This window comes from Streptomyces viridochromogenes DSM 40736, assembly GCF_000158955.1.
Taxonomy (GTDB): Bacteria; Actinomycetota; Actinomycetes; order Streptomycetales; family Streptomycetaceae; genus Streptomyces; species Streptomyces venetus.
In genome coordinates this window covers 8,483,581-8,502,888 of sequence record NZ_GG657757.1, presented here as the reverse complement: position 1 = coordinate 8,502,888, position 19,308 = coordinate 8,483,581, and the positions used below count along the sequence as shown (strand labels likewise).

General features: G+C 71.4%; 16 protein-coding genes and 1 pseudogene. 13 read left to right on the top strand and 4 right to left on the bottom strand.

The features are described from left to right. Nucleotides 1–212 precede the first annotated feature (212 nt). The 6 genes from SSQG_RS37370 to SSQG_RS37345 are packed head-to-tail and all read left to right on the top strand — an operon-like array spanning nucleotide 213 to nucleotide 9,135. Entirely contained in the window at nucleotides 213–2,744 is a 2,532-nt protein-coding gene (locus SSQG_RS37370; RefSeq protein ID WP_078506994.1) for a Pls/PosA family non-ribosomal peptide synthetase, read from the top strand. Then, entirely contained in the window at nucleotides 2,744–5,227 is a 2,484-nt protein-coding gene (locus SSQG_RS37365) for a non-ribosomal peptide synthetase (protein ID WP_003995201.1), read from the top strand. The genes SSQG_RS37370 and SSQG_RS37365 overlap by 1 nt, the downstream gene beginning before the upstream one ends. Before the next feature lie 30 nt (nucleotides 5,228–5,257). Continuing rightward, nucleotides 5,258–6,274 carry a TauD/TfdA family dioxygenase gene (locus SSQG_RS37360; protein ID WP_052310408.1) on the top strand — a complete coding sequence of 339 codons (1,017 nt, stop codon included), beginning with the start codon at nucleotides 5,258–5,260 and terminating at the stop codon, nucleotides 6,272–6,274. Continuing rightward, nucleotides 6,271–7,338 (top strand): 2,3-diaminopropionate biosynthesis protein SbnB, encoded by a 1,068-nt coding sequence (gene sbnB / locus SSQG_RS37355; RefSeq protein WP_003995200.1) that lies wholly within the window; start codon nucleotides 6,271–6,273, stop codon nucleotides 7,336–7,338. The genes SSQG_RS37360 and sbnB overlap by 4 nt, the downstream gene beginning before the upstream one ends. 41 nt (nucleotides 7,339–7,379) lie before the next feature. Then, a complete protein-coding gene (gene sbnA / locus SSQG_RS37350; RefSeq protein ID WP_003995199.1) occupies nucleotides 7,380–8,387 on the top strand; it encodes a 2,3-diaminopropionate biosynthesis protein SbnA in 1,008 nt (335 codons plus the stop codon). Nucleotides 8,388–8,415: 28 nt separating this feature from the next. Further along, nucleotides 8,416–9,135 (top strand): 4'-phosphopantetheinyl transferase family protein, encoded by a 720-nt coding sequence (locus SSQG_RS37345; RefSeq protein ID WP_244299413.1) that lies wholly within the window; start codon nucleotides 8,416–8,418, stop codon nucleotides 9,133–9,135. Nucleotides 9,136–9,211: 76 nt separating this feature from the next. Here SSQG_RS37345 and SSQG_RS37340 read toward each other — a convergent pair whose 3' ends face one another. Together SSQG_RS37340 and sigK are read right to left on the bottom strand one after the other, a co-directional pair. Further along, nucleotides 9,212–9,955 carry an anti-sigma factor gene (locus SSQG_RS37340; RefSeq protein ID WP_003995197.1) on the bottom strand — a complete coding sequence of 248 codons (744 nt, stop codon included), beginning with the start codon at nucleotides 9,953–9,955 and terminating at the stop codon, nucleotides 9,212–9,214. Beyond that, entirely contained in the window at nucleotides 9,952–10,563 is a 612-nt protein-coding gene (gene sigK / locus SSQG_RS37335; protein ID WP_078506993.1) for an ECF RNA polymerase sigma factor SigK, read from the bottom strand. The genes SSQG_RS37340 and sigK overlap by 4 nt, the downstream gene beginning before the upstream one ends. Before the next feature lie 765 nt (nucleotides 10,564–11,328). Between sigK and SSQG_RS37330 the strand changes: the two genes are divergently transcribed. Genes SSQG_RS37330 through lepB form a run of 5 tightly spaced genes read left to right on the top strand, consistent with a single transcriptional unit; the run spans nucleotide 11,329 to nucleotide 14,788 of the window. Beyond that, a complete protein-coding gene (locus SSQG_RS37330) occupies nucleotides 11,329–11,625 on the top strand; it encodes a MauE/DoxX family redox-associated membrane protein (RefSeq protein WP_039934474.1) in 297 nt (98 codons plus the stop codon). 6 nt (nucleotides 11,626–11,631) lie between these two features. Beyond that, nucleotides 11,632–11,874 carry a hypothetical protein gene (locus SSQG_RS41610; RefSeq protein ID WP_003995193.1) on the top strand — a complete coding sequence of 81 codons (243 nt, stop codon included), beginning with the start codon at nucleotides 11,632–11,634 and terminating at the stop codon, nucleotides 11,872–11,874. An 18-nt stretch (nucleotides 11,875–11,892) separates the two neighbouring features. Continuing rightward, on the top strand, nucleotides 11,893–12,435 hold the full coding sequence (locus SSQG_RS37325) for a TlpA family protein disulfide reductase (protein ID WP_039934473.1): 543 nt from the start codon (nucleotides 11,893–11,895) through the stop codon (nucleotides 12,433–12,435). Continuing rightward, nucleotides 12,432–14,294, top strand: coding sequence for an ABC transporter ATP-binding protein (locus tag SSQG_RS37320; RefSeq protein WP_052310405.1), 1,863 nt, complete (start codon nucleotides 12,432–12,434; stop codon nucleotides 14,292–14,294). Before SSQG_RS37325 ends, SSQG_RS37320 begins: the two co-directional genes overlap by 4 nt. After that, entirely contained in the window at nucleotides 14,291–14,788 is a 498-nt protein-coding gene (gene lepB / locus SSQG_RS37315) for a signal peptidase I (RefSeq protein ID WP_003995190.1), read from the top strand. Before SSQG_RS37320 ends, lepB begins: the two co-directional genes overlap by 4 nt. 83 nt (nucleotides 14,789–14,871) lie before the next feature. On the opposite strand, the gene SSQG_RS38445 is transcribed toward lepB, so the two are convergent. Further along, the gene (locus SSQG_RS38445; RefSeq protein ID WP_158681175.1) at nucleotides 14,872–15,282 is read right to left on the bottom strand and encodes a helix-turn-helix domain-containing protein; all 411 of its coding nucleotides are present in this window, start codon (nucleotides 15,280–15,282) and stop codon (nucleotides 14,872–14,874) included. Between the two features lie 361 nt (nucleotides 15,283–15,643). Here SSQG_RS38445 and SSQG_RS38440 point away from each other — a divergent pair. Continuing rightward, a pseudogene (locus SSQG_RS38440) lies at nucleotides 15,644–15,974 on the top strand (dienelactone hydrolase family protein); the annotation flags it as partial. Continuing rightward, on the top strand, nucleotides 15,965–17,152 hold the full coding sequence (locus SSQG_RS37300; protein WP_003995187.1) for an ABC transporter substrate-binding protein: 1,188 nt from the start codon (nucleotides 15,965–15,967) through the stop codon (nucleotides 17,150–17,152). The pseudogene SSQG_RS38440 and the gene SSQG_RS37300, both read left to right, overlap by 10 nt. A 222-nt stretch (nucleotides 17,153–17,374) precedes the next feature. Here the strand turns inward: SSQG_RS37300 and SSQG_RS37295 are convergent, their stop codons facing one another. Further along, complete coding sequence (locus SSQG_RS37295; protein WP_003995186.1) at nucleotides 17,375–19,165, bottom strand: PucR family transcriptional regulator; 1,791 nt, start codon at nucleotides 19,163–19,165, stop codon at nucleotides 17,375–17,377. Between the last annotated feature and the right edge of the window lie 143 nt (nucleotides 19,166–19,308).

The window sequence follows — 19,308 nt, the reverse complement described above, 5'->3', positions numbered from 1 at the left end:
CGCACAGGGCCGTCAAGGGACGCGGCAGCGGAGTCGTTCACAGTTCCGAGGGATGCTTGAATCCTTTCACCCCACGCGAAGAGGACCGTCATCTGGTGAGACGTCCGCTCACGATCTGAGATGAATGCCCGGACATCGCATCTCTCGGCTGCCTGGCTACGTACCCCTTAGCGAGGCAGAGCACGCGACAGCAGGTGGCCGAGGGGGTCTCCATGACGGGACAGCAACTCCAGGAGGCGAGAAGGGACCTCGTGGAGAAGAACCGGGCCCGTGAAGCGCCGCCGGAGCCCGTCGCGGTGTCCGTCGTCGCCGAGCGGCTGGCCGGGCTGCTGGCTGAGGTCGCGCACCTGGACGAGGTGCCGCTCGACAGCCACTTCTTCGACGACCTCGGTGCCGACTCCCTGGTGATGGCGCACTTCTGCGCGCGGGTGAGGAAACAGCCGGACCTGCCGCCGGTGTCGATGCGCGACGTCTACCGGCATCCGACCGCCGGCCGGCTGGCAGCCGGACTGCTCGACAGCACCCCGCCTCAACCCCGATCCGAGACGCCCGCCCCGTCGCCACACCCCACGCCGAGGGCACCGGCAGAGCCGACGGGTCGCCCCCACCGCGTGCTCTGCGGCTCACTCCAGCTCCTGGCCTTCGTCGGTTACGCCTTTCTCCTCGGCGCCGTCACCGCCCAGGGCTACGAATGGATCTCCGCGCAGGCGAATCTGCTCGACGCCTACCTGCGCAGCGTCGTGTTCGGCGCCGTGCTGTTCGTCGTGCTGTGCGCCCTGCCCGTGGTCGCCAAGTGGCTGCTCATCGGCCGGTTCAGGCCACGGCGGTTCCGCGTCTGGAGCCTCACCTACTTCCGGTTCTGGCTGGTCAAGACACTGATCCGGTCGAGCCCGGTGGTCCTGTTCGTCGGATCGCCGCTCTACCCCCTCTTTCTCCGGGCCCTGGGCGCGCGGATCGGCAGAGGGGTGACGATGCTGTCGCGCGGTGTCCCGGTCTGCACCGACCTGCTGACCGTCGGGGACGGCGCGCTCGTGCGCAAGGACGCCCTGATCAGCTGCTACCGCGCGGTCGACGGTGTGATCGAGACAGGGCCGGTCGCCCTGGGCCGGGACGCGGTCGTCGGCGAGGTGACGGTGCTGGACATCGAAACCCGGCTCGGCGACGGATCCAGGCTCGGGCACGCGTCCTGCCTGCACACCGGCCAGGCGGTCCCCGACGGTGCGCACTGGCACGGCTCTCCGGCCCAGCCGGCGGACGCCGACCTCCCGGCGGTGGAGCCCGGCCGGTGCGGCACCGCGCGGCGAGCGGTGCACGGCGCCCTGCTCATGCTCACGGTTCTCCTGGTGTACGTGCCGTTGGCCGTGGGCTGTCTGGACGTGCTGCTCTCCCGGATGCTGGAGGGGTCCGCCGTACTGGAGGGCGGCGGGGTGTCGGTGCTCTACGCCGACCTGCTGGTGGTCACGGTCGTCGTGTTCTTCGGTGGCGTGATCGCCGCGCTCGTGGTCCTGGCCACGGTGCCGCGGCTGCTGGGCAGGTTCGTCCGGCCCGAACGGACATACCCGCTCTTCGGCTTCCACCACACCATGCACCGGACGATCGTCCTGATGACGAACAGGAAGTCCCTGACCCGCCTGTTCGGCGACAGCACGTTCATCGTCCCCTACCTGCGCTGGATCGGGTACCGGCTCTCCCCCGTGGCGCAGACCGGATCGAACTTCGGCACCCAGGTCAAGCACGAGAGTCCCTATCTGAGCAGGGTCGGCACCGGGACCATGGTCGCGGACGGACTGTCCCTGATGAACGCCGACTACTCCAGCACCTCGTTCCGGCTGTCGCCGACCGCGATCGGGGCGCACAACTTCCTCGGGAACCGGATCGCCTACCCGGCCGGCGGCAGGACCGGCGACAACTGCCTCCTCGCCACCAAGGTGGCGGTTCCCCTCAGCGGACCGCTCCGGCACGACGTGGGGCTTCTCGGCTCTCCGTGCTTCGAGATCCCGCGGTCGGTGGCGCGGGACGGCACCTTCGACGACCTCAAGGACGGCAGCGGTCTGCGCCGCGGCCTCGCGGCCAAGAACCGGCACAACGCCGTCACCATGGCCTGCCACCTGCTGACGGGATGGCTGTACTTCTTCTGTGTCGTCCTGCTCTTCTCGCTCGCAGCGAGCAAATACCCGTCCCACGGCACCGTGGTCCTCGCGCTCGCCAACGTCGTCGTACTGCCGTTCACCCTCCTGTACTACGTCCTCGTCGAGCGGGCCGTCACGGCGGTGCACCCCCCGGGGCCGCTGTTCTGCTCGATCTACGACCGCCGGTTCTGGCGTCGCGAGCGGTACTGGAAGGTCCCGTCCGAGACCTATCTGCACGTCCTCGACGGCACGCCGTTCAAGTGCCTCGTGTGGCGCCTGCTGGGCGTCCGGATCGGGGCGCGGGTCTTCGACGACGGCTGCGCGCTGACGGAGCGCCGCATGGCCGCCATCGGGGACGACTGCACCCTCAACTCGGGCAGTGTCCTGCAGTGCCACTCCCAGGAGGACGGCACGTTCAAGTCGGACCGCATCCGGCTCGGTGCCGGCTGCACTCTCGGCGTCGGGGCGTTCGTGCACTACGGCGTGACGGTCGGTGACGGGGCCGTGCTGGCCGCGGACTCCTTCCTCATGAAGGGCGAGACGGTCCCCGAGCACACCCGCTGGGCGGGGAATCCGGCCCGCCCGGCACTCGACGAGAGCGGAGGTGCGCAGTGATGGCACCGACAGCGACCGACGCCCGCGCCGCCGGACACGACAGCCGGGCCGAGGGCCGGTCCAGCCGGGCGGAGGGCGGCTTCACGGCACTGCCCCGATGGGCAAAGGAGCCGGTGCCCGGTACCGGCGAGCAGGTCAGGAGCGTCCCCGACGGTGTGCTGGCGGCCCTGCGTGTGCGGGCCGGTGAACTCGGCGTGCCGCTCGGCGCGATCCTCCTCGCGGCCCATGCGAAGGTGCTCGCCCTGCTCTCCGGCGATCCGGACGTGCGCAGTGGCTACCTGGTTCCGGGCCGGACCGGGCCGCTGCCCTTCGCGCTGACGGTCGGCCCCGGCACGTGGCGCCGACTGGTGCTGGACGCCCGGCGTGCCGAGGCGGCGGTGCTGTCGTCCGGGACCGGCGCGCCGTCCCGGACCGGCCCCGAGGCGGTGTTCGCCCCCGTCGGGCACGAGGTCGACGTCCCGCCGGACGGCAGCGTGCTGCTCGGTGTCTCGGCGGGCGAGGAGGGCGGCGGGCTCGTGCTGCGCCTGCGCCACCGGACGGACCTGCTGGACGCGGACTGCGCCGCCCGGATCGGGGGATACCACCTCGCCGCGCTGGAGGCGATCGCCGCAGGTCCCGACGCCCCTCATGACCGACGCAACCTGCTGTCCGAGGACGAACTCCGGTTCCAGCTCGACGGGCTGGCGGGGCCGCACCGCGAGCTCCCGGACCGCCGTTTCCACGAACTGTTCGAGGAGAGGGTGCGCCGGCATCCGGACGCCGTCGCCATGGTCCACCGGAACCGGTGCTGGACGTACGCGGACCTCAACACGCGGGCCAACCGGCTGGCGCGCGCCCTGCTGGCCGAGGGGCTCGGCCGCGAGGAGACGGTCGCCGTGGTGACCGAACGCGACCTCCACTGGGCGGCCGGTGTGCTCGGCGTCCTCAAGGCCGGTGGCGTGTACCTGCCCGTCGACCCGGGGCACCCGCCCGGGCGCATCGCCACCATGCTCAGCCGTGCCGACTGCTCGTACGTCCTCACCGAACCGGACAGCACCACGCGGCTGGACCGGGCGCTCGCGACGCTCCCCGGAACCCGGCGGCTGCTCGTCCCGGACATCACCGAGCGGGACACCGACGGAACGGACCTCGGCCTGGAGATACCGGCGGATCGGCTCGCGTACGTCTTCTTCACCTCCGGCTCCACCGGCGAGCCGAAGGGCGCGCTGTGCGAGCACGCCGGTCTACTCAACCACCTGTACGCCAAGATCGACGATCTGGTCATCGGCGAGGGCACCGTCGTGGCACAGACCGCCTCGCAGTGCTTCGACATCTCGCTGTGGCAGTTGCTGGCGGGGCTGCTGACGGGCGGTCGGACCCTACTGGTCGAGCAGGAGGCCGTCCTCGACGCGGAACGGTTCCTGGACAGGATCACCGAGGGCCGCGTCAACGTCCTCCAGGTGGTGCCTTCCTATCTGGACGTCATCCTGTCCGCACTGGAACGCGCCCCACGCGACCTGCCGGACCTGCGGTGCGTGTCCGTCACCGGCGAGGCGCTGCGCGGAGAGCTGGTCCACCGGTGGTTCGCCACCGGCCCCGCCGTGCGGCTGGTCAACGCCTACGGGCTGACCGAGACGTCCGACGACACCAACCACGAGGTGATGGACCGGGCGCCCGCCACCGACCGGATCCCGCTCGGCCGGCCCATCGCCAACGTCCACCAGTACGTCGTCGACGAGAACCTGCGCCCGGTGCCCCTCGGCGCCCCGGGTGCCATCGTCTTCTCCGGGGTGTGCGTGGGGCGTGGCTACGTCAACGACGCCGAACGCACCCGGCTCGCCTATCGGGCCGATCCCCACCGCCCCGGCAGGCGGCTCTACCGCGGCGGCGACTTCGGCCGCTGGCGCCCCGACGGAAAACTGGAGTTCCTCGGCCGCAGGGACGCGCAGGTCAAGATCCGCGGGTTCCGGGTCGAGATCGGCGAGGTCGAGCACACGCTGCTGCGCGTGCCCGGCGTCACCGACTGCGCGGTCGTGGTGACCGGGGCGGAGGCGTACGGCCGCCAGCTGGCCGCCTTCTGCACGGGCGAGGGCGCGGCGACGGCCGATGACCTGCGGGAGCGGCTCGCGGACCTGCTTCCCGCGTACATGGTCCCGGCGTTCTTCCACCGGCTGGACCGCCTGCCGCTCACCGCCAACGGCAAGACCGACCGCAAGGCCCTCACGGCGCTGGCCGAGGAGCTCGGACCGGCCCGGGACTCCCGAGGCGCCCCGCGGACCCCGGCCGAACGGCGGCTCGCTGCGGAGTGGGCGTCGGAACTCGGTGTACCGCCCGGACGGATCCGCCGGGACGACAACTTCTTCGACCTGGGCGGCACCTCCCTGACGGCGGTACGGCTCGCGGTCGCGCTGGACCGGGTGATCTCCCCTCGCGACCTCGCCGGCCGCCCCGTACTGGCCGACCTGGCCCGCCTGATCGACACCCGGACCGACGGAAATCCGTGACAGACACGAGGAGCACGAGAGGAGATCGACATGCTGTCGGCACTCTTCGGCAAGAACAGGGCCACCACGAAACCGGCCCCGGACGGCCTTCCGGTGCTCGACGCCGAGGGCACCCCGCAGGCCACGGACGCGGCGGCCTGGGTGGCCGGCCGTCGGGACGTGCTGCGCGAACTCGTCGCCGAGCACGGGGCGCTCACCGTCCGCGGCCTCGGCCTGCGCACCCCGGCCGACGTCGAGTCGGTCCTCCGCCGGATGACCGAGCACCTCATGGCCGAGCGTGAGGCGTTCGCCGCGCGCGACCGCCACGCGGACGGCGTCTACTCGTCGTCTGCCTGGCCGCCCAACCAACCGATGTGCATGCACCACGAACTCAGCTACGCCGTCCGGTGCCCCGGCCTGCTGATGTTCGCGTGCCTGGAGCCGCCCCTCGAAGGCGGCGCCACCGCGGTGGCCGACGCGACCGCCGTCCTGCACGCGCTGCCGGCCGACCTCGTCGACCGTTTCGCCCGGGAGGGCTGGCTGCTCACCCGCGCCTACAACGACGGGATCGGCGCGACGCTCGGTCAGTCCTTCGGCACCGACGACCGCGCCGGGGTCGAGGGCTACTGCCGTGCCCATGCGATCGACTGGTCCTGGCAGCCGGACGGTTCGCTGCGGACGCGCCAGCACCGGCATGCGGTCGTGCGGCACCCGGTCTCCGGCCGGTTCTGCTGGTTCAACCAGATCGCGTTCCTGAACGAGTGGACGATGGCGCCCGAGGTCAGGGAGTTCCTGGTCGAGGAGTACGGACCGGACGGACTGCCCTTCAACACCCGTCACGGCAACGGCGATCCGGTGTCCCCGGACGTCGTCGAGCAGATCAACAAGACGTACGAGGCCCACACCGTACGCCGGTCCTGGCAGCGTGGGGACCTGATGCTCGTGGACAACATCCGCACCGCGCACAGCCGGGAGGCGTACCAGGGGCCGCGGAACATCGTGGTGGCGATGGCCGACCCCGTGCGTCCCGGCCTTCCCGGACCGCAGGTGGGGAGGGAAGCGGCATGACCACCGTGCACACGGTCCCGCAGACCGCCCGGACGGACACCCCCGCGGTGCCGCCCTTCGCGGTCATCCCCGGAAGCCAGGTCAAGGAGGTGCTGCAGGGCCGCGAGAAGACCGTCGTGGAAGTCGTCGAGGCGACGTACCGTCTGCACGGCGCCGGCCGTACGGTCAACCCGCCGTCCTCGTTCCTGCGCTTCCCCGACCGGCCGATGTCGCGGATCATCGCCCTGCCCGCCTCGCTCGGCGGCGACGGCGGGGTCGACGGCCTGAAATGGATCTCCAGCGTCCCCGCCAACGTCGCCTCGGGCATCCCCCGGGCTTCCGCCGTACTCATCCTCAACGACCCCGCCACGGGCTATCCCTTCGCCTGCATGGAGAGCTCGATCATCAGCGCCGCCAGGACCGCGGCGTCCGCCGCTTCGGCGGCCGACCGGCTCAGCAGGGGACGGTCGCGCCCGGCCCGGCTGGGATTCGTCGGGGCGGGTCTGATCGCCCGCTACATCCACTCGTATCTGGAGGGCACCGGCTGGTCCTTCGACGCCATCGGTGTGCACGACCTGTCCGCCGACAGCGCGGCCGGCTTCCGTACCTACCTGGAGCAGTCCGGAGCCGTCGGACGCGTCACGGTGCACCGCAGCGCCGAGGACCTCATCCGCCTCAGCGACCTGATCGTCTTCGCCACGGTCGCCGACCGGCCGCACATCAGCGAGCCGTCGTGGTTCCGGCACAACCCGGTGGTCCTGCACGTGTCGCTGCGCGACCTCTCGCCGCAGGTACTGCTCGACGCCACCAACGTCGTCGACGACATCGACCACTGCCTCAGGGCCTCGACCTCGCCGCACCTCACCGAACGCCTCACCGGCAACCGCGACTTCCTGCTCGGCACGCTGGACGACGTGATGGACGGCCGCGTCACGGTCCCGGCGGACCGTCCGGTGGTCTTCTCGCCGTTCGGCCTGGGCGTACTGGACCTCGCCGTCGGCAGCTACGTCTACGACGAGGTGGCCCGATCCGGCGAACTGCACGTCATCGACGACTTCTTTCACGAACTGAGCCGGCACGGCTGAGGACGGAACCCGCCCCGCGTCCGGCGTACGAGGAGAACATCGTGCCTGTCATATCCGTCCCCCACGCCTTCAACGAGGAGGACCTGTACGTCGACCTCGAGCCGATGACGGGACACCGGCTCTTCCTCAAGTGCGAGGGCTTCAACTTCGCCGGTTCCATCAAGCTGAAGGCCGCCACCGAGATGGTGGAGGCCGCCGAACGGAGCGGAACCCTCAGGCGGGACTCGATCCTGGTCGAGTCCTCCTCCGGCAATCTCGGTGTGGCCCTGAGCATGATCGCGGCGAGTAAGGGCTACCGCTTCGTCTGCGTGACGGACTCCCGGTGCAACCTGGCCACCCGGCTGATGATGGAGGCCCTGGGCAGTCAGGTCCACGTCGTCTCCGACGAGCACGCCACCGGCGGGCTTCTGGGCGCGCGGCTGGCCCACCTGCGCGGTCTGTGCGCCTCGGACGACCGCTATGTGTGGCTGAGTCAGTACACGAACCCCGACAACTGGAGGGCGCACTACTTCAGGACGGCCCCGGCCATCGCCCGCTGGTTCCCGCTCCTGGATGTGCTGTTCGTCGGCGTCGGCACGACCGGCACGCTGATGGGCTGCGCCCGCTGGTTCCGCTCCTGGCACCGGCCGGTGCGGATCGTCGCGGTGGACAGCGTCGGCTCCGCCATCTTCGGCGACCCGCCCGGTCGGCGGATGATCCCCGGCCTGGGCATGAGCGTCCGGCCTCCCCTGCTCGACGAGAGCTACGTCGACGAGGCGGTCCGCGTCGAGGAGGCCGATGCCATCCGAACCTGCCGGAGCATGGCGAGGCGGGGCTTCCTGTTCGGCGGCTCGACCGGCACGGTCGTCAGCGGGGCGACGAGTTGGCTCGCCCGGCACGGAACGCCGGGCCTCACGCCCGTCGCGATCGCCCCGGACCTCGGTGAGCGCTATCTCGACACGATCTACCAGAGCAACTGGGTGCAGGCCCTCTACGGCGGCGACACGCTCGCCCCGTCGCAGGGTGAGGGTACGGCGGACCCGCGTGCTGTGCGGGCGGCCTCCGACTGAGGGCGGCCGGGCCATGTGCCTCCTCACGGTGAGATCGGCCCTGCGTCCCGAGCGGCTCACCCCCGGCGCCTGGGCCCGGCTCCCTGAGCCGCCTCGCCCCGGCCGGCCCCGGCTGTGGCTGGGGCGCGTGGAGGACCTCAGCGGCGCCGTGGCCCCGCTCGCCGACGCGCTGCTGGACGGCGGGGAACGGGCGCGGGCTGCGGCGCTTCACCGGGTGGCGGACCGGGACGGCTACCGGGTCGCCCACGTGTGCCTGCGTCTGCTCCTCGGCGCCTACCTCGGCATCGAGCCGTCGGACGTGCCGCTGGTTCGGCGGCCCTGCCCCGTGTGCCGGGCACCGCACGGCCGTCCCGACGTGCCCGGGGTGTCCCTGTGCTTCTCCGTCTCCCGTACCCCCGGTCTCTGCCTTTTCGCCTTCGCGGACACGGCGGTCGGCGTGGACATCGAGCGGCTGCCCGACCCTGAAGTCGTCGCCGCCCTCACGACGACGCTGCATCCCCGGGAGGCCGACGAACTCGCCGCGTGTCCGCCAAACCGGCGCCCCGCCGCCTTCGCCCGCGTGTGGACACGCAAGGAGGCCTACCTGAAAGGGCTCGGCACGGGACTCGGATGGGACCTCCGCTCCGACCACCTCGGCGCCTGCCCGCACGGGCCTCGCCGGGTGCCGGGCTGGGCGGTCGACGACGTGGCGGTGGGGGCGGAGTGCGCGGCTGCCGTCGCGGTGGCTGTCACGTCGGCCGAGAGGTGACGCGGCGGGCCGAACGACAGGCGCGGCGCGGGCCGATGCGGTGAGCGGCCCGGTGTTGTCACGGGGGCAGGTGTCGTCACGCGGGGACGGAGATGACGCCGATGGGTTCGGTGGTGGGGTGCTGGGAGCCTCCTGCCGGTTCCACCGTGACACAGACGGCGGTGGCCCGCTCCATGCGCCCGTCCAGAAGGTGTGCCTGATGCCCGCCCGCAGCGGACACCAGCCCCGTCGGCCGGTACTGCCCCGATTCGTCGAACCAGAGTTCGTAGACCTGGTCGTCGGTCAGCCGTGGCAGCCCGTCCGCGATGAACGCGGCGCGGCCCTCTGCCCGGGAGGCGACCACACTGGCGGTCCCGCCACCCGCGAGTTTCTCGGTGCTGATCGTGGCGTCGTGTGCGGCCAGGACACCGGCGATGTCCCGGTAGCCGGCGCGGACCTCGGCGGACTGCTCACGCGCCGTGTCGGCCTCCGAGCTCTGCCACCAGGCGACACCTCCGAGGGCCACGGCCCCCGCCACGGACGCGGCCAGCGCCAGCCCGAGTCCGCTTCGGAGGCGGCGCCGGCGCCGGGACTCGAGCGCGACGGGCCGGTCCTGCCGCACGGTGGCGATCTGGCCGAGCACCCGGCGGCGCAGGTCCGCGGAGGGCGCGTTCGTCTCGGCCGCTCCCAGCCCCACGGCCGCCTCGGACAGCTGCTCGGCCTCCAGGCGGCACTGGGAACATGCCGCCAGGTGGTTCTCGAAGGCGGCTGCCTCACCGGCCGGCAGGGCGTTCAGCACGTGCGCGCCGACATCGAGGTGGGGGTCGTCGGCAAGGTTCACGAGCCGGCCTCCAGGCAGTCGTGCAGGCGCTGAAGCCCCTGACGCATCCGCGACTTGATGGTGCCCTCAGGCGTCGAGAGGGCTTCCGCGACCTCCGCGTAGGTCAGTCCTTCGTAGTAGGCCAGCACCAGGGGAAGTCTCAGTTCGCGGGAGAGCAGGGCCAGACAGCGGAAGACGACACGCTGCTCCTCCCGCACCTCGACCTCTTCGGCCACGGTGTCGAAGGAGCGTTCCTGTTCCCGGACGGCAGCGCGCAGCTCGCGGGCGCGGTTCGCGGAGACGGACCGTACCCGGTCCACCGCGCGGCGGTGCGCGAGGGTGAGCACCCAGTTCCGGGCGGCTCCGCGCGCCGGATGGAACCGGTCGGCGGTCCGCCACACCTCCACCATCACGTCCTGGGTCACCTCCTCCGCCTGGGCCTTGTCCCGCACCACACGGCAGACCAGCCCCATCACCCGGTCCGCCAGGGCGTCGTACACACCGGCAAAGGCCTGTTCGTCGCCGTCCGCGGCTCGGACGAGCAGCTGGTTCAGTCCGGGGTCGTCCGTGGACCTGCTTCGCCGACCTCGCGTGTCACCTTCCCTCTGAGCTCCGGTTCCCCTGCCCATCGCGCCTCCTCGGCTCAGCTCGACACTGGCCCTCTTCTGTGGGAGGCGCATCCGGTCCGAAGCCGTGCGTCTGACAGATTCACCTGCCTGCCGCAGTTCTCTGAGGCTCAATGCCCATACAGAGTTTTCGGGCCCGGAGGATTTGAGGACACCCGGGGGGCCTTCGAGAGCACCGCTCGGAGGCTGCCGGAATGCTCTGTTTCTTGCCTCTCCCCTTCCCCCTGACGGCTGCTCGAACCTTCGTGCCCGTCCGGAGGTGTGTGCTGTCGGCGTCCGGAACGAGCCTGCGGAGCGTCCCGGACAGGCCCTCTCACCAGGCCCGCGGGTCGGAACACGTTCGGAACGTGTCGGAACACCGTTCCAGCGTTGAACCCATGCTCACCCCACCCCAGACTCATCACCGTTCATCCCGCCCGCTCATCGGGTCGGGTCCGGACTATGAGGAGTGGTCATGCTCAACAGGCTCGGAAATCTCGGCACTTTCTTTTTCTGGAACGGTTCCTCCCCTCCGCCGACGCGGACGCGCTCCAGTGCATCGTGCGTTGCAACATGGAGGGCCGCTACCAGGACTGGTGCTGCAACGACAAGGGCAAGAACTGCCGCTGGTGGGGCGAACCGTCGGAGAGCCCCTGCTGACGGCGGAGCACCGATGACCCGGGGAGGGCGTACCGCTCGGTGTGCCCTCCCTCCTGAGCACGACGGACTATCGCGCAGGGCCGCGCGGTGGACCCGGCCGGCGGGCCCCGGGCCCTGAGAGAGGCGGCAATGAACTACTTCGCTCACGGCGTGCGCGGGCTGCTCACCGCCGTGTTCCTCATCGCCGTGGCCGGCAAGGTCGGCAGGGCCGGGGCGTTCTCCGCCTTCGCCGACTCGTTGCGGCCCCTCGCCGTGGTGCCCGGGGCAGCCGTGCGGGCGGTGGCTTCCGCGATGGTCGCGGTGGAGGGCGCCGTCTGTCTCGCGCTGATCCTGCCGTACGCCCCGGCGGCACTGGCGGGTTTGCTGGCCGCCACCGCGCTTCTCGCCGTGTTCGCCGTGGTAGTCGCCCGGTCGGTGAGCAGGTGAACCACCGTGCGCTGCCGGTGCTTCGGACGCTCAGCGGAACCACTGGGCCGGGCGCACGTCGTACGGAACGGGCTGCTGGCGTCCCTCGCCGGGGTGGGGGCGGCGGCGGTGGTGACCGGCCCGGCCGGCGGTTCGGACGCCGGGATGGTCGCGGTGGCGTGGTGCGCGGGCGCGGTTGCCGGTGGCCTGGTCACCGTGGCGGAGGACCTGGTGAGTCTGTTCCGGCCCGTTGCCCCTTTTCATGACTGAGTGACTGAGAGGTGCTGGATGGCTGCTCTGGCCTCGGCAGTGGTGCTCGTCGGCACCCTGTGCGCAGTGGATCTGCTGCTCACCATCGGAGTGATCAAGAAGCTGCGGGAGTACGGTCCGGCCGGGCGCGCGGGGGCGCCGGGCAGGGGGATGACGCCGTTGCGTCCCGGAGAGGAACTGCCCGCCTTCACCGCTGTGGCGGTGGACGGGGCACCGGTCAGCCGGGCCTCGCTGCCGGACGGGGCACTGATCGCCTTCCTCTCCCCCACCTGCGAGCCGTGCCGGCAAAAGCTGCCCGAACTCGTCGCGTACGCGGCCGCCGAGCCCGGCGGACGGGACCGGACGCTCGCCGTCGTCGTCGGCGAACCGGAGGAATGCGAGCGCTTCGTCCAGGAGCTGAGCCCGGTGACCCGGGTCGTCGTGGAGCCGAGAGGCGGGCCGGTGTGCGCGGCCCTGCGCGTGGACGCGTTCCCCACGACACTGCGCGTCAGCTCGGACCGGGACCGTACCGTCGTCACCGGTTTTGTCGTGGACCTGGCTCGGGAGACGGCCGCGCGATGAATCGATCCGTGCCGGCGCGCCGGGGCGGGCTGCTGCTGGCCGCCACCCTGGCGGCCGGAGCCGCTCCGCTCGCATGCGTGCTGTACAGCGTGCTGAGTCTGGCCGCCGGTCTGCTGACGGTCGCCTCGGCGTGGTTGATGAAGTCGGTGCTGGACAACCTGGGATCGGACGCGGGGATGAGCGCGCTGCTCGTCCCGGCGCTCGGCCTCACGGCCGTCGGCGCTGTCGCCGCCCTGCTGCCGCACGTGTGCCGCTACCTGTCCGCGGAGGTGGACCGGCGTACGGCACTGCGCGCCGACGCCCGGCTCTTCACCAAGGCGGCGGGCTTCCCCGGCTTGAGCCGCTTCGAGGACCCGGACTTCCTGGACCGGCTGCAACTGGCCCGGCAGGGCGGCGGCCGCCTCCCCGCCCAGGTGATGAACGCGGCACTCGGCCTGGCGCGGTCCGCGATCACGGTCACCGGCTTCCTGGGTTCCCTGCTGGTGCTGAACCCGGTACTGACCGTCCTGGTGGCCGCCGCCGGAGTGCCGACGCTCTGCGCGGAGATCGCCCTGTCGCGTCGGCGGGCCGGCGTGGCCTGGCGAGTCGGGGCGGCGGAGCGGCGGGAGTGGTTCTACGGCGGTCTCCTGGCGGACGCCGAGGCGGCCAAGGAGGTGCGCCTCTTCGCCATCGGTGGCTTCCTGCGGGACCGGATGCTCGCCGAGCGGCGGACGGCCAACGCGGCCCGCCGGGCCGTGGACCGCCGCGAGGTCGCCGTACAGTCGGGCCTCGGGCTGCTCGCCGCGCTGATGACGGGCGGGAGTCTGCTGTGGGCGGTGCGCGCGACGTACCGGGGCGAGTTGTCGGCGGGTGACGTCACGCTCCTCGTCTCCGCCATCGCCGGTACCCAGTCCGCCTTCGCCGCGCTGGCGCACGAGGCGGCCCGTGCCGGCGAGTCACTGCTGATCTTCAGCCACTACCGGTACGTGATCGAGGCCCCGCCGGACCTGGTGCTCGCGCCGGATCCCCGGCCGCTGCCCGCCCTGCGCCGGGGCATCGAGCTGCGCGACGTGTGGTTCCGGTACTCCGACCGCCATCCGTGGGTTCTCAGGGGCGTCAACCTGACCATTCCCCAGGGCAGTTCGACAGCCCTGGTAGGCCTCAACGGGGCGGGCAAGACGACGCTGGTCAAGCTGCTCTGCCGCTTCTACGATCCGACCCGGGGCACCATCCTGTGGGACGGTGTCGACCTGCGCGAGGTCGATCCGGCGGAGCTGCGCGACCGGATCACCGCGGTGTTCCAGGACTTCGTGCAGTACGACCTGACGGCGGCCGAGAACATCGCGCTGGGGGACCTGGGCGCGCTCGACGACGAGGAGCAGATCGTGTCGGCTGCGCGGCGGGCCGGGGCGCACGACACCCTAGAGAAGCTGCCGAAGGGCTATCAGACACCGCTCACCAGGACGTTCTTCATGGAGGGCGACAAGGACGGCCCCGAGTCGGGTGTGCTGCTGTCCGGCGGGCAGAGCCAGCGTCTGGCCCTGGCACGTGCCTTCCTGCGGGGCAAGCGGGACCTGATGATCCTCGACGAGCCCTCGGCGCGACTGGACGCCGAGGCCGAGTACGAGATCCACACCTCGCTCGCGCGGCACCGCCGGGGCCGGACCAGCATCCTGATCTCCCACCGGATGGGCTCGCTCCGCCATGCCGACGTCATCGCCGTCCTCTCCGGCGGGCGCGTCGTCGAGCGTGGCGATCATGCGCGGCTGCTGGCGGCGGGCGGCGAGTACGCGCGGCTCTTCGCACTCCAGGCCACGGGCTACCTTCCCGACGCCGCCGGGCCGTCCGAGGGGGCGGCGATGACGGAGGTGTCACCGTGACCGGCGGGCGGGACGTCTGGGGGCCGGCGGTGGCTCTGACCGTCCTCACGGCCTGCGGGGCGGGCGCCGCCCGCCGTCTGCTCGTCGTCACCGTGCGCGGGACGAGCATGACCCCCACGCATCACCACGGGGACCAGTTGCTGGTGCGCCGTACGCGCACGGTGCGCCGGGGGCAGGTCGTGGTGGTGCTGCGACCCCGGTCACCGGCGATCTGGCGGGAGGACCGGCACAGTCCGCTGATCGTGAAGAGGGTGGCGGCGGTGCCGGGGGACCCGGTGCCGCCCGGGTCGCTCCCTCAGCTCGCGGAGGGCCATGAGGACCATGGGGGGCATGAGGGGCATGAGGGGCGGGTGCCGCCGGGCCGCGTGGTGCTCCTCGGCGACAACGCCGCCGCCAGCGTGGACTCACGGCAGTTGGGCTTCTTCCCGCTGGGCGACGTGCTCGGGGTGGTGGCGCGGTCCCTGCGCCAGGCCGAGGGCGCGCACCGGCGGTGACTCCCGCTCGTCCGGCGGAACCGCTCCGCGTCGGCGCATGGGGTCCGCGTCCGCGGCACACGGGAAGCGCACGGCTGGCCCGTTCAGTGCGTGCCGTGGCCGTGGTGTCGCCGTGTGGCCCTGCTGCCGAGCCGTTTGCCGCACCACCAGGAGGTCAGGCAACCGGCGGCGAACACTGCCGCGACGGCTGCGTCGCCCATCTGGTGACGTCCGCCGATGCCCTCCCCGTCGTTCTGAGCCGGCCCGGGCGCCCCACCCGGGCCGACCGGCGCCCCGATGGCCCCGGCGATCCCGCTGCGCGCCCATAACCAGGCGTCCGTCTCATCCTCGCCGCCACAGACCCGCACGAACGCCCTCACCACGTCCTCCCGGGGCAAAGTGGCGCGGCCCAGCACCGCCGCGAGCGTGCTGGGCGGCAACGTGTCGCCGTTCCGGTGTGCGCGAGCCGCTATCTCCCGGTACGTCAGCCCGGACCACGCTTTGAGCGCCCGCATACGGTCCACGAAAGACCGGGGGTCGAGCACGTCGTCGGGGCGGGGCGGACAGTGATGCCTCATCTCGTGGCCTCTCTTGAGGATGCGGCGGGGACGCCGCTGCGACGTTGCAGCCCGATGGTGACCACCTGCCCGGCCGGCCGCAACACACGTAGGGCTCCATAGCTGTCCGGGACACCGAGCACCCCTCGCACCTGCGCGTTCCGGCCTGTCCCGGACGGCCTGGCGGCCGTCCGGACACCACCCGGTGGCACGACCATGCAGGGCGAGGCTTGCAGAAACCTGCCGCAAACCTTGATTCCGCTTCGCGTCCGGACCAGACCTCAAGGCATCGCCGAAGCCGCCAGGTGATCAACCAAGCGCCGGACCGGTCGCGGTGACCGGCTACTGCACAGGCGGCCTCCTCGCGATGCGCACCGCCACGGCCCACCCCGACCAGCCACGCCGAAACCGACATGACACCCGAGGCCCTCAGTGAGCTCGACCAGGCCCTGGCTGCCGCAGGTGTCGACTACACCTCCGAGATCTGTCCCGGCACCGTCCACGGCTTCACCATGTCCGACACCGACGCCTTCGACCCCGCCGCGCTGCAACACCACTGGGACCGGTTGCTCCCCCTCCTCCACGGCGCCTTGGCCGGTGCCGATTGTTCGGTCGTGGATGGGCGCGGCATGCTGCCCGCATGCCCCTGAACACGATCCCTCCGCTCTCCCGCCGCACCCTGCTGCGTGCGCTCGGCTCGGGCGCGGTGCTCGGCGGACTCGCCGGGTGCGGTGTCCCGGCCGCGTACGTGCGGCCCGGCGACCGCGCCGCCGCCGATCTCTCCGCCACCGATCGGCGGCTGGTCTGGGCGAACTGGCCGCTGTACATCGACACCGACGACGCGAACGAGGCGCGGCGGCCGACCCTGTCGGGCTTCGAGAGGCGCACGGGCATATCGGTGGACTACGTCGAGGAGATCAATGACAACGACGAGTTCTTCGGCAAGATCAGCCCGGCGTTGATGAACCATCAGTCCACCGGCCGTGATCTGATCGTCATCAGTGACTGGATGTGCGCGCGGTTCGTGCGGCTCGGCTGGGTGCAGGAGATGGACCGGGTACGGCAGCCGAATGTGACCAAGTATCTGGATCCGCAGTTGCGTTCACCCGCCTTCGACCCCGGCCGCAGATTCACGGTTCCGTGGCAGTCCGGGATCACCGGGATCGCCTACAACCGGCGCAGGACCGGCCGGGAGATACGGCAGGTCTCCGATCTGTGGGCGAGCGACCTGAAGGGGCGGGTCACCCTGCTGTCCGGTATGGACGAGGCGTTCGCGCTGCTCATGCAAGGCAACGGGGTCGACATCACCGACTGGAAGGCCGACGACTTCCACACGGTCTGCGACCAGGTCGAGGAGCAGGTGAGCCGGGGACAGATCCGGCGCTTCACGGGCAACGACTACCTCAAGGACCTGTCCAGCGGGGACGTCCTGGCCTGTCAGGCGTACTCGGGCGATGTGATCCAGCTCCAGGCGGACGACCCGGACGTCGAGTTCGTCGTCCCCGAGGCGGGCGCCGAGCTGTGGGCCGAGTCGCTGATGATCCCCAACCTCGCCCGCCACAAGACGAATGCCGAGCGGCTGATCGACTACTACTACGACCCCGAGGTCGCCGCCGAACTGGCCGCATGGGTCAACTACGTCTGTCCGGTCCCGGCCGCGCAGGACGTCCTCGCCTCCGCCAAGGACGAGGAGACGGCCGCCCTCGCCCAGAACCCGCTGATCTTCCCGGACGCGGAGCTGCGCAGCCGACTCGCCGTCGCACGTGACATCACGTCGACGGAGCGAAGGGAGTTCGGCAAGCGCTGGAACCAGATAGCGGGGTTATAGGGCTTGTCTGTGCGGCCTGATGTGACGAGGACTCTCAGTTGGCACACATGCCATGCGTACCAGCAGACCACTGACCTCGTCGGTGAGTGCTGTCGTATGGCGGACGAGACTCGGGGCGGCGCCGTATGCGGTACGGCGTCCCGCCGCCAAGACCTCCACGCACTACTCCCTGCTCCCACGGGCGACGGGCACAGCGAATCGCCCCTGCGGCGCGTGGGCGATTCAATCGGGTCCTCCCAGCATGATCTTCCACACCCGGGTCGCGACCTGCAGGTTGAGGCGGTCCTCCACGTTCGTGAGGTCATGGCCGCTGATCTCGCGGATGCGCTGGAGCCGGTAGCGCAGCGTGCTGCGGTGGATCGCCAGGGAATCGGCGGTCTCGGCGTAGTTGCCGCCGCAGTCGAAGTACCGGGACAGAGTCTCCACGAGCGCCGTACGGTGCCCGCTGTCGTAGTCGACGAGCTGTCCGAGCCATTCCCGAACGAACGCCTCCAGCTCCTGGTACTCGCTTCCAGGCCCCAGGATGCGGTAGAGGCCCAGATCGTCGAAGAACGTCGTGCCGTATCGGCTTCGGGACCGGCGGCGTACCTCCAGGGCACGCAGTGCTTCCTGGTAGCGGCCGGGAATACCGTCCGGGGTGTCGCAGCGGGCGCTCACCCCGATCGTGCCGTCCGGTGTGCCGGTCTCCCGGGCGAGCGTCTCGTACAGGGCGTGGTCGTGGGGCCTGCCCTCGGCGACCAGGACCACGTGGTCGGAACGCCGAGTCACCAGCGACGGCATACCCACGGCCGAAGCCGCCCGGCCCACGGTCCGCGCGAAAGCGTCGTCGGCGGCCCGGCTCGTCCACTGCACGACGACCACGTACTGGATGCGGTGCAGGTCGTGTCCGAACGCCTCGGACCGGGCGTAGGCGCTCGCCTCGTCCGTGCCCGCCAGAAGATCGTCGACCAGTTCGCGGTGCAGTCGCAGCTCGACCTCCGCCAGATGGCGCGCGTGCGCCAGTTCCAGGGCGAGTGACGTGGCGGCCTGCTCCAGCGCGAACACGGTGTACTCGTCGGCGTCGTGCCGGGGATCGACCAGGGCCAGCACTCCGAGGACCTCACCACGGGGGCGTACCAGGGAGATCAGCCGGTCCTTGATGCGCACGGGTCCGCCTCTCCGGGCGACCCCCTGGAGCATCTCCTCATGGCGTGCGGGGTCCGGTTCCGGATAAGGGTCGGGCCGGCCGGGACCGGTCCAGGACCGCAGTCGGCCGAAGCGGTCCTCCACCAGCACGGGAAAGCCGGTGAGCGCATGCAGTGCGCTGGTGATGGCCTCTTCGCCGCCGCCCGAGGCCGCGACCTCGGCGAGGGCTCCGTGCACGGCCTGCTGATATCCCACCTCGACCATGAAGGTGATCAGTCGGCCCTGGAGGGTTGCTCGTTCTCGTCGCAGTCGGTGCAGCTCCAGCGCGTCTTCCTGCTGGCGACGGTACGCGACGGCGACCGACAGGGCCGCGGCGGTGAGACGTACCAGCGTGGTGAGCAGGAAGTGCTGGGCCTGGGTGGGCCGGGAGCCAGACGTCACCACGAGGTAGCCGAGCAGTCCACCGGGTCCGTGCAGGGCCAGGGCCCAGCCCCGTGACCGGCCGGGAACGGCCACGGGGCCGTCCCGCCCCGTCAGCTCCCGCACCGTCCGGTCGACGGCTGACGCATGGTCCGGCCCTGCTTGCGGGCTGAGGACCAGCTGGCCGTGCACCCTGAGGTATCCGGCCTCGGCTCTGTACGGGCCGACGGCCGACACGTGGGCCATGGCCAGGCGCAGGATCTCGCCTTCGTTCCGGGTGTCGAACAGGGCGTGGGAGACTGCCAGCAGTTCGTCGGTGGCCGGGTCGGCCGGGTCGGCCGGGCTGGGAAGCTGCGGCGGGGACCCTCTCCACGAGGCCGTTTGGTCCTGCCCGGGACGGCCTCCTGGAAGGCTGCCTTCCTGGTCGGGACGGCCTCGGTGCGTATTCCGGACCCAGCGGTCGACCATGGGTCACTCCCTTTCCCGAGCCCTCATAGAGGTGGGCGGGCTCCGTGTACCCCTCTGCGACCGGCTCTCACTTCGTGCTCGCGGGGCGACCGGCTCCGTTGTTCTTTGACCTGCCGGGTGCAGGCGCAGAGCTGCTCGGTTCG

What these genes read in the sequence shown, in the direction of transcription:
- sigK (WP_078506993.1), bottom strand. Translation starts at nt 10,563, where the DNA reads ATGGGCAGGGGAACCGGAGCTCAGAGGGAAGGTGACACGCGAGGTCGG.
- SSQG_RS37320 (WP_052310405.1), top strand. Translation starts at nt 12,432, where the DNA reads ATGAATCGATCCGTGCCGGCGCGCCGGGGCGGGCTGCTGCTGGCCGCC.
- sbnB (WP_003995200.1), top strand. Translation starts at nt 6,271, where the DNA reads ATGACCACCGTGCACACGGTCCCGCAGACCGCCCGGACGGACACCCCC.
- SSQG_RS37330 (WP_039934474.1), top strand. Translation starts at nt 11,329, where the DNA reads ATGAACTACTTCGCTCACGGCGTGCGCGGGCTGCTCACCGCCGTGTTC.
- SSQG_RS38445 (WP_158681175.1), bottom strand. Translation starts at nt 15,282, where the DNA reads ATGCGGGCGCTCAAAGCGTGGTCCGGGCTGACGTACCGGGAGATAGCG.
- SSQG_RS37295 (WP_003995186.1), bottom strand. Translation starts at nt 19,165, where the DNA reads ATGGTCGACCGCTGGGTCCGGAATACGCACCGAGGCCGTCCCGACCAG.
- SSQG_RS37300 (WP_003995187.1), top strand. Translation starts at nt 15,965, where the DNA reads ATGCCCCTGAACACGATCCCTCCGCTCTCCCGCCGCACCCTGCTGCGT.
- SSQG_RS37370 (WP_078506994.1), top strand. Translation starts at nt 213, where the DNA reads ATGACGGGACAGCAACTCCAGGAGGCGAGAAGGGACCTCGTGGAGAAG.
- SSQG_RS37325 (WP_039934473.1), top strand. Translation starts at nt 11,893, where the DNA reads ATGGCTGCTCTGGCCTCGGCAGTGGTGCTCGTCGGCACCCTGTGCGCA.
- SSQG_RS37365 (WP_003995201.1), top strand. Translation starts at nt 2,744, where the DNA reads ATGGCACCGACAGCGACCGACGCCCGCGCCGCCGGACACGACAGCCGG.
- SSQG_RS37360 (WP_052310408.1), top strand. Translation starts at nt 5,258, where the DNA reads ATGCTGTCGGCACTCTTCGGCAAGAACAGGGCCACCACGAAACCGGCC.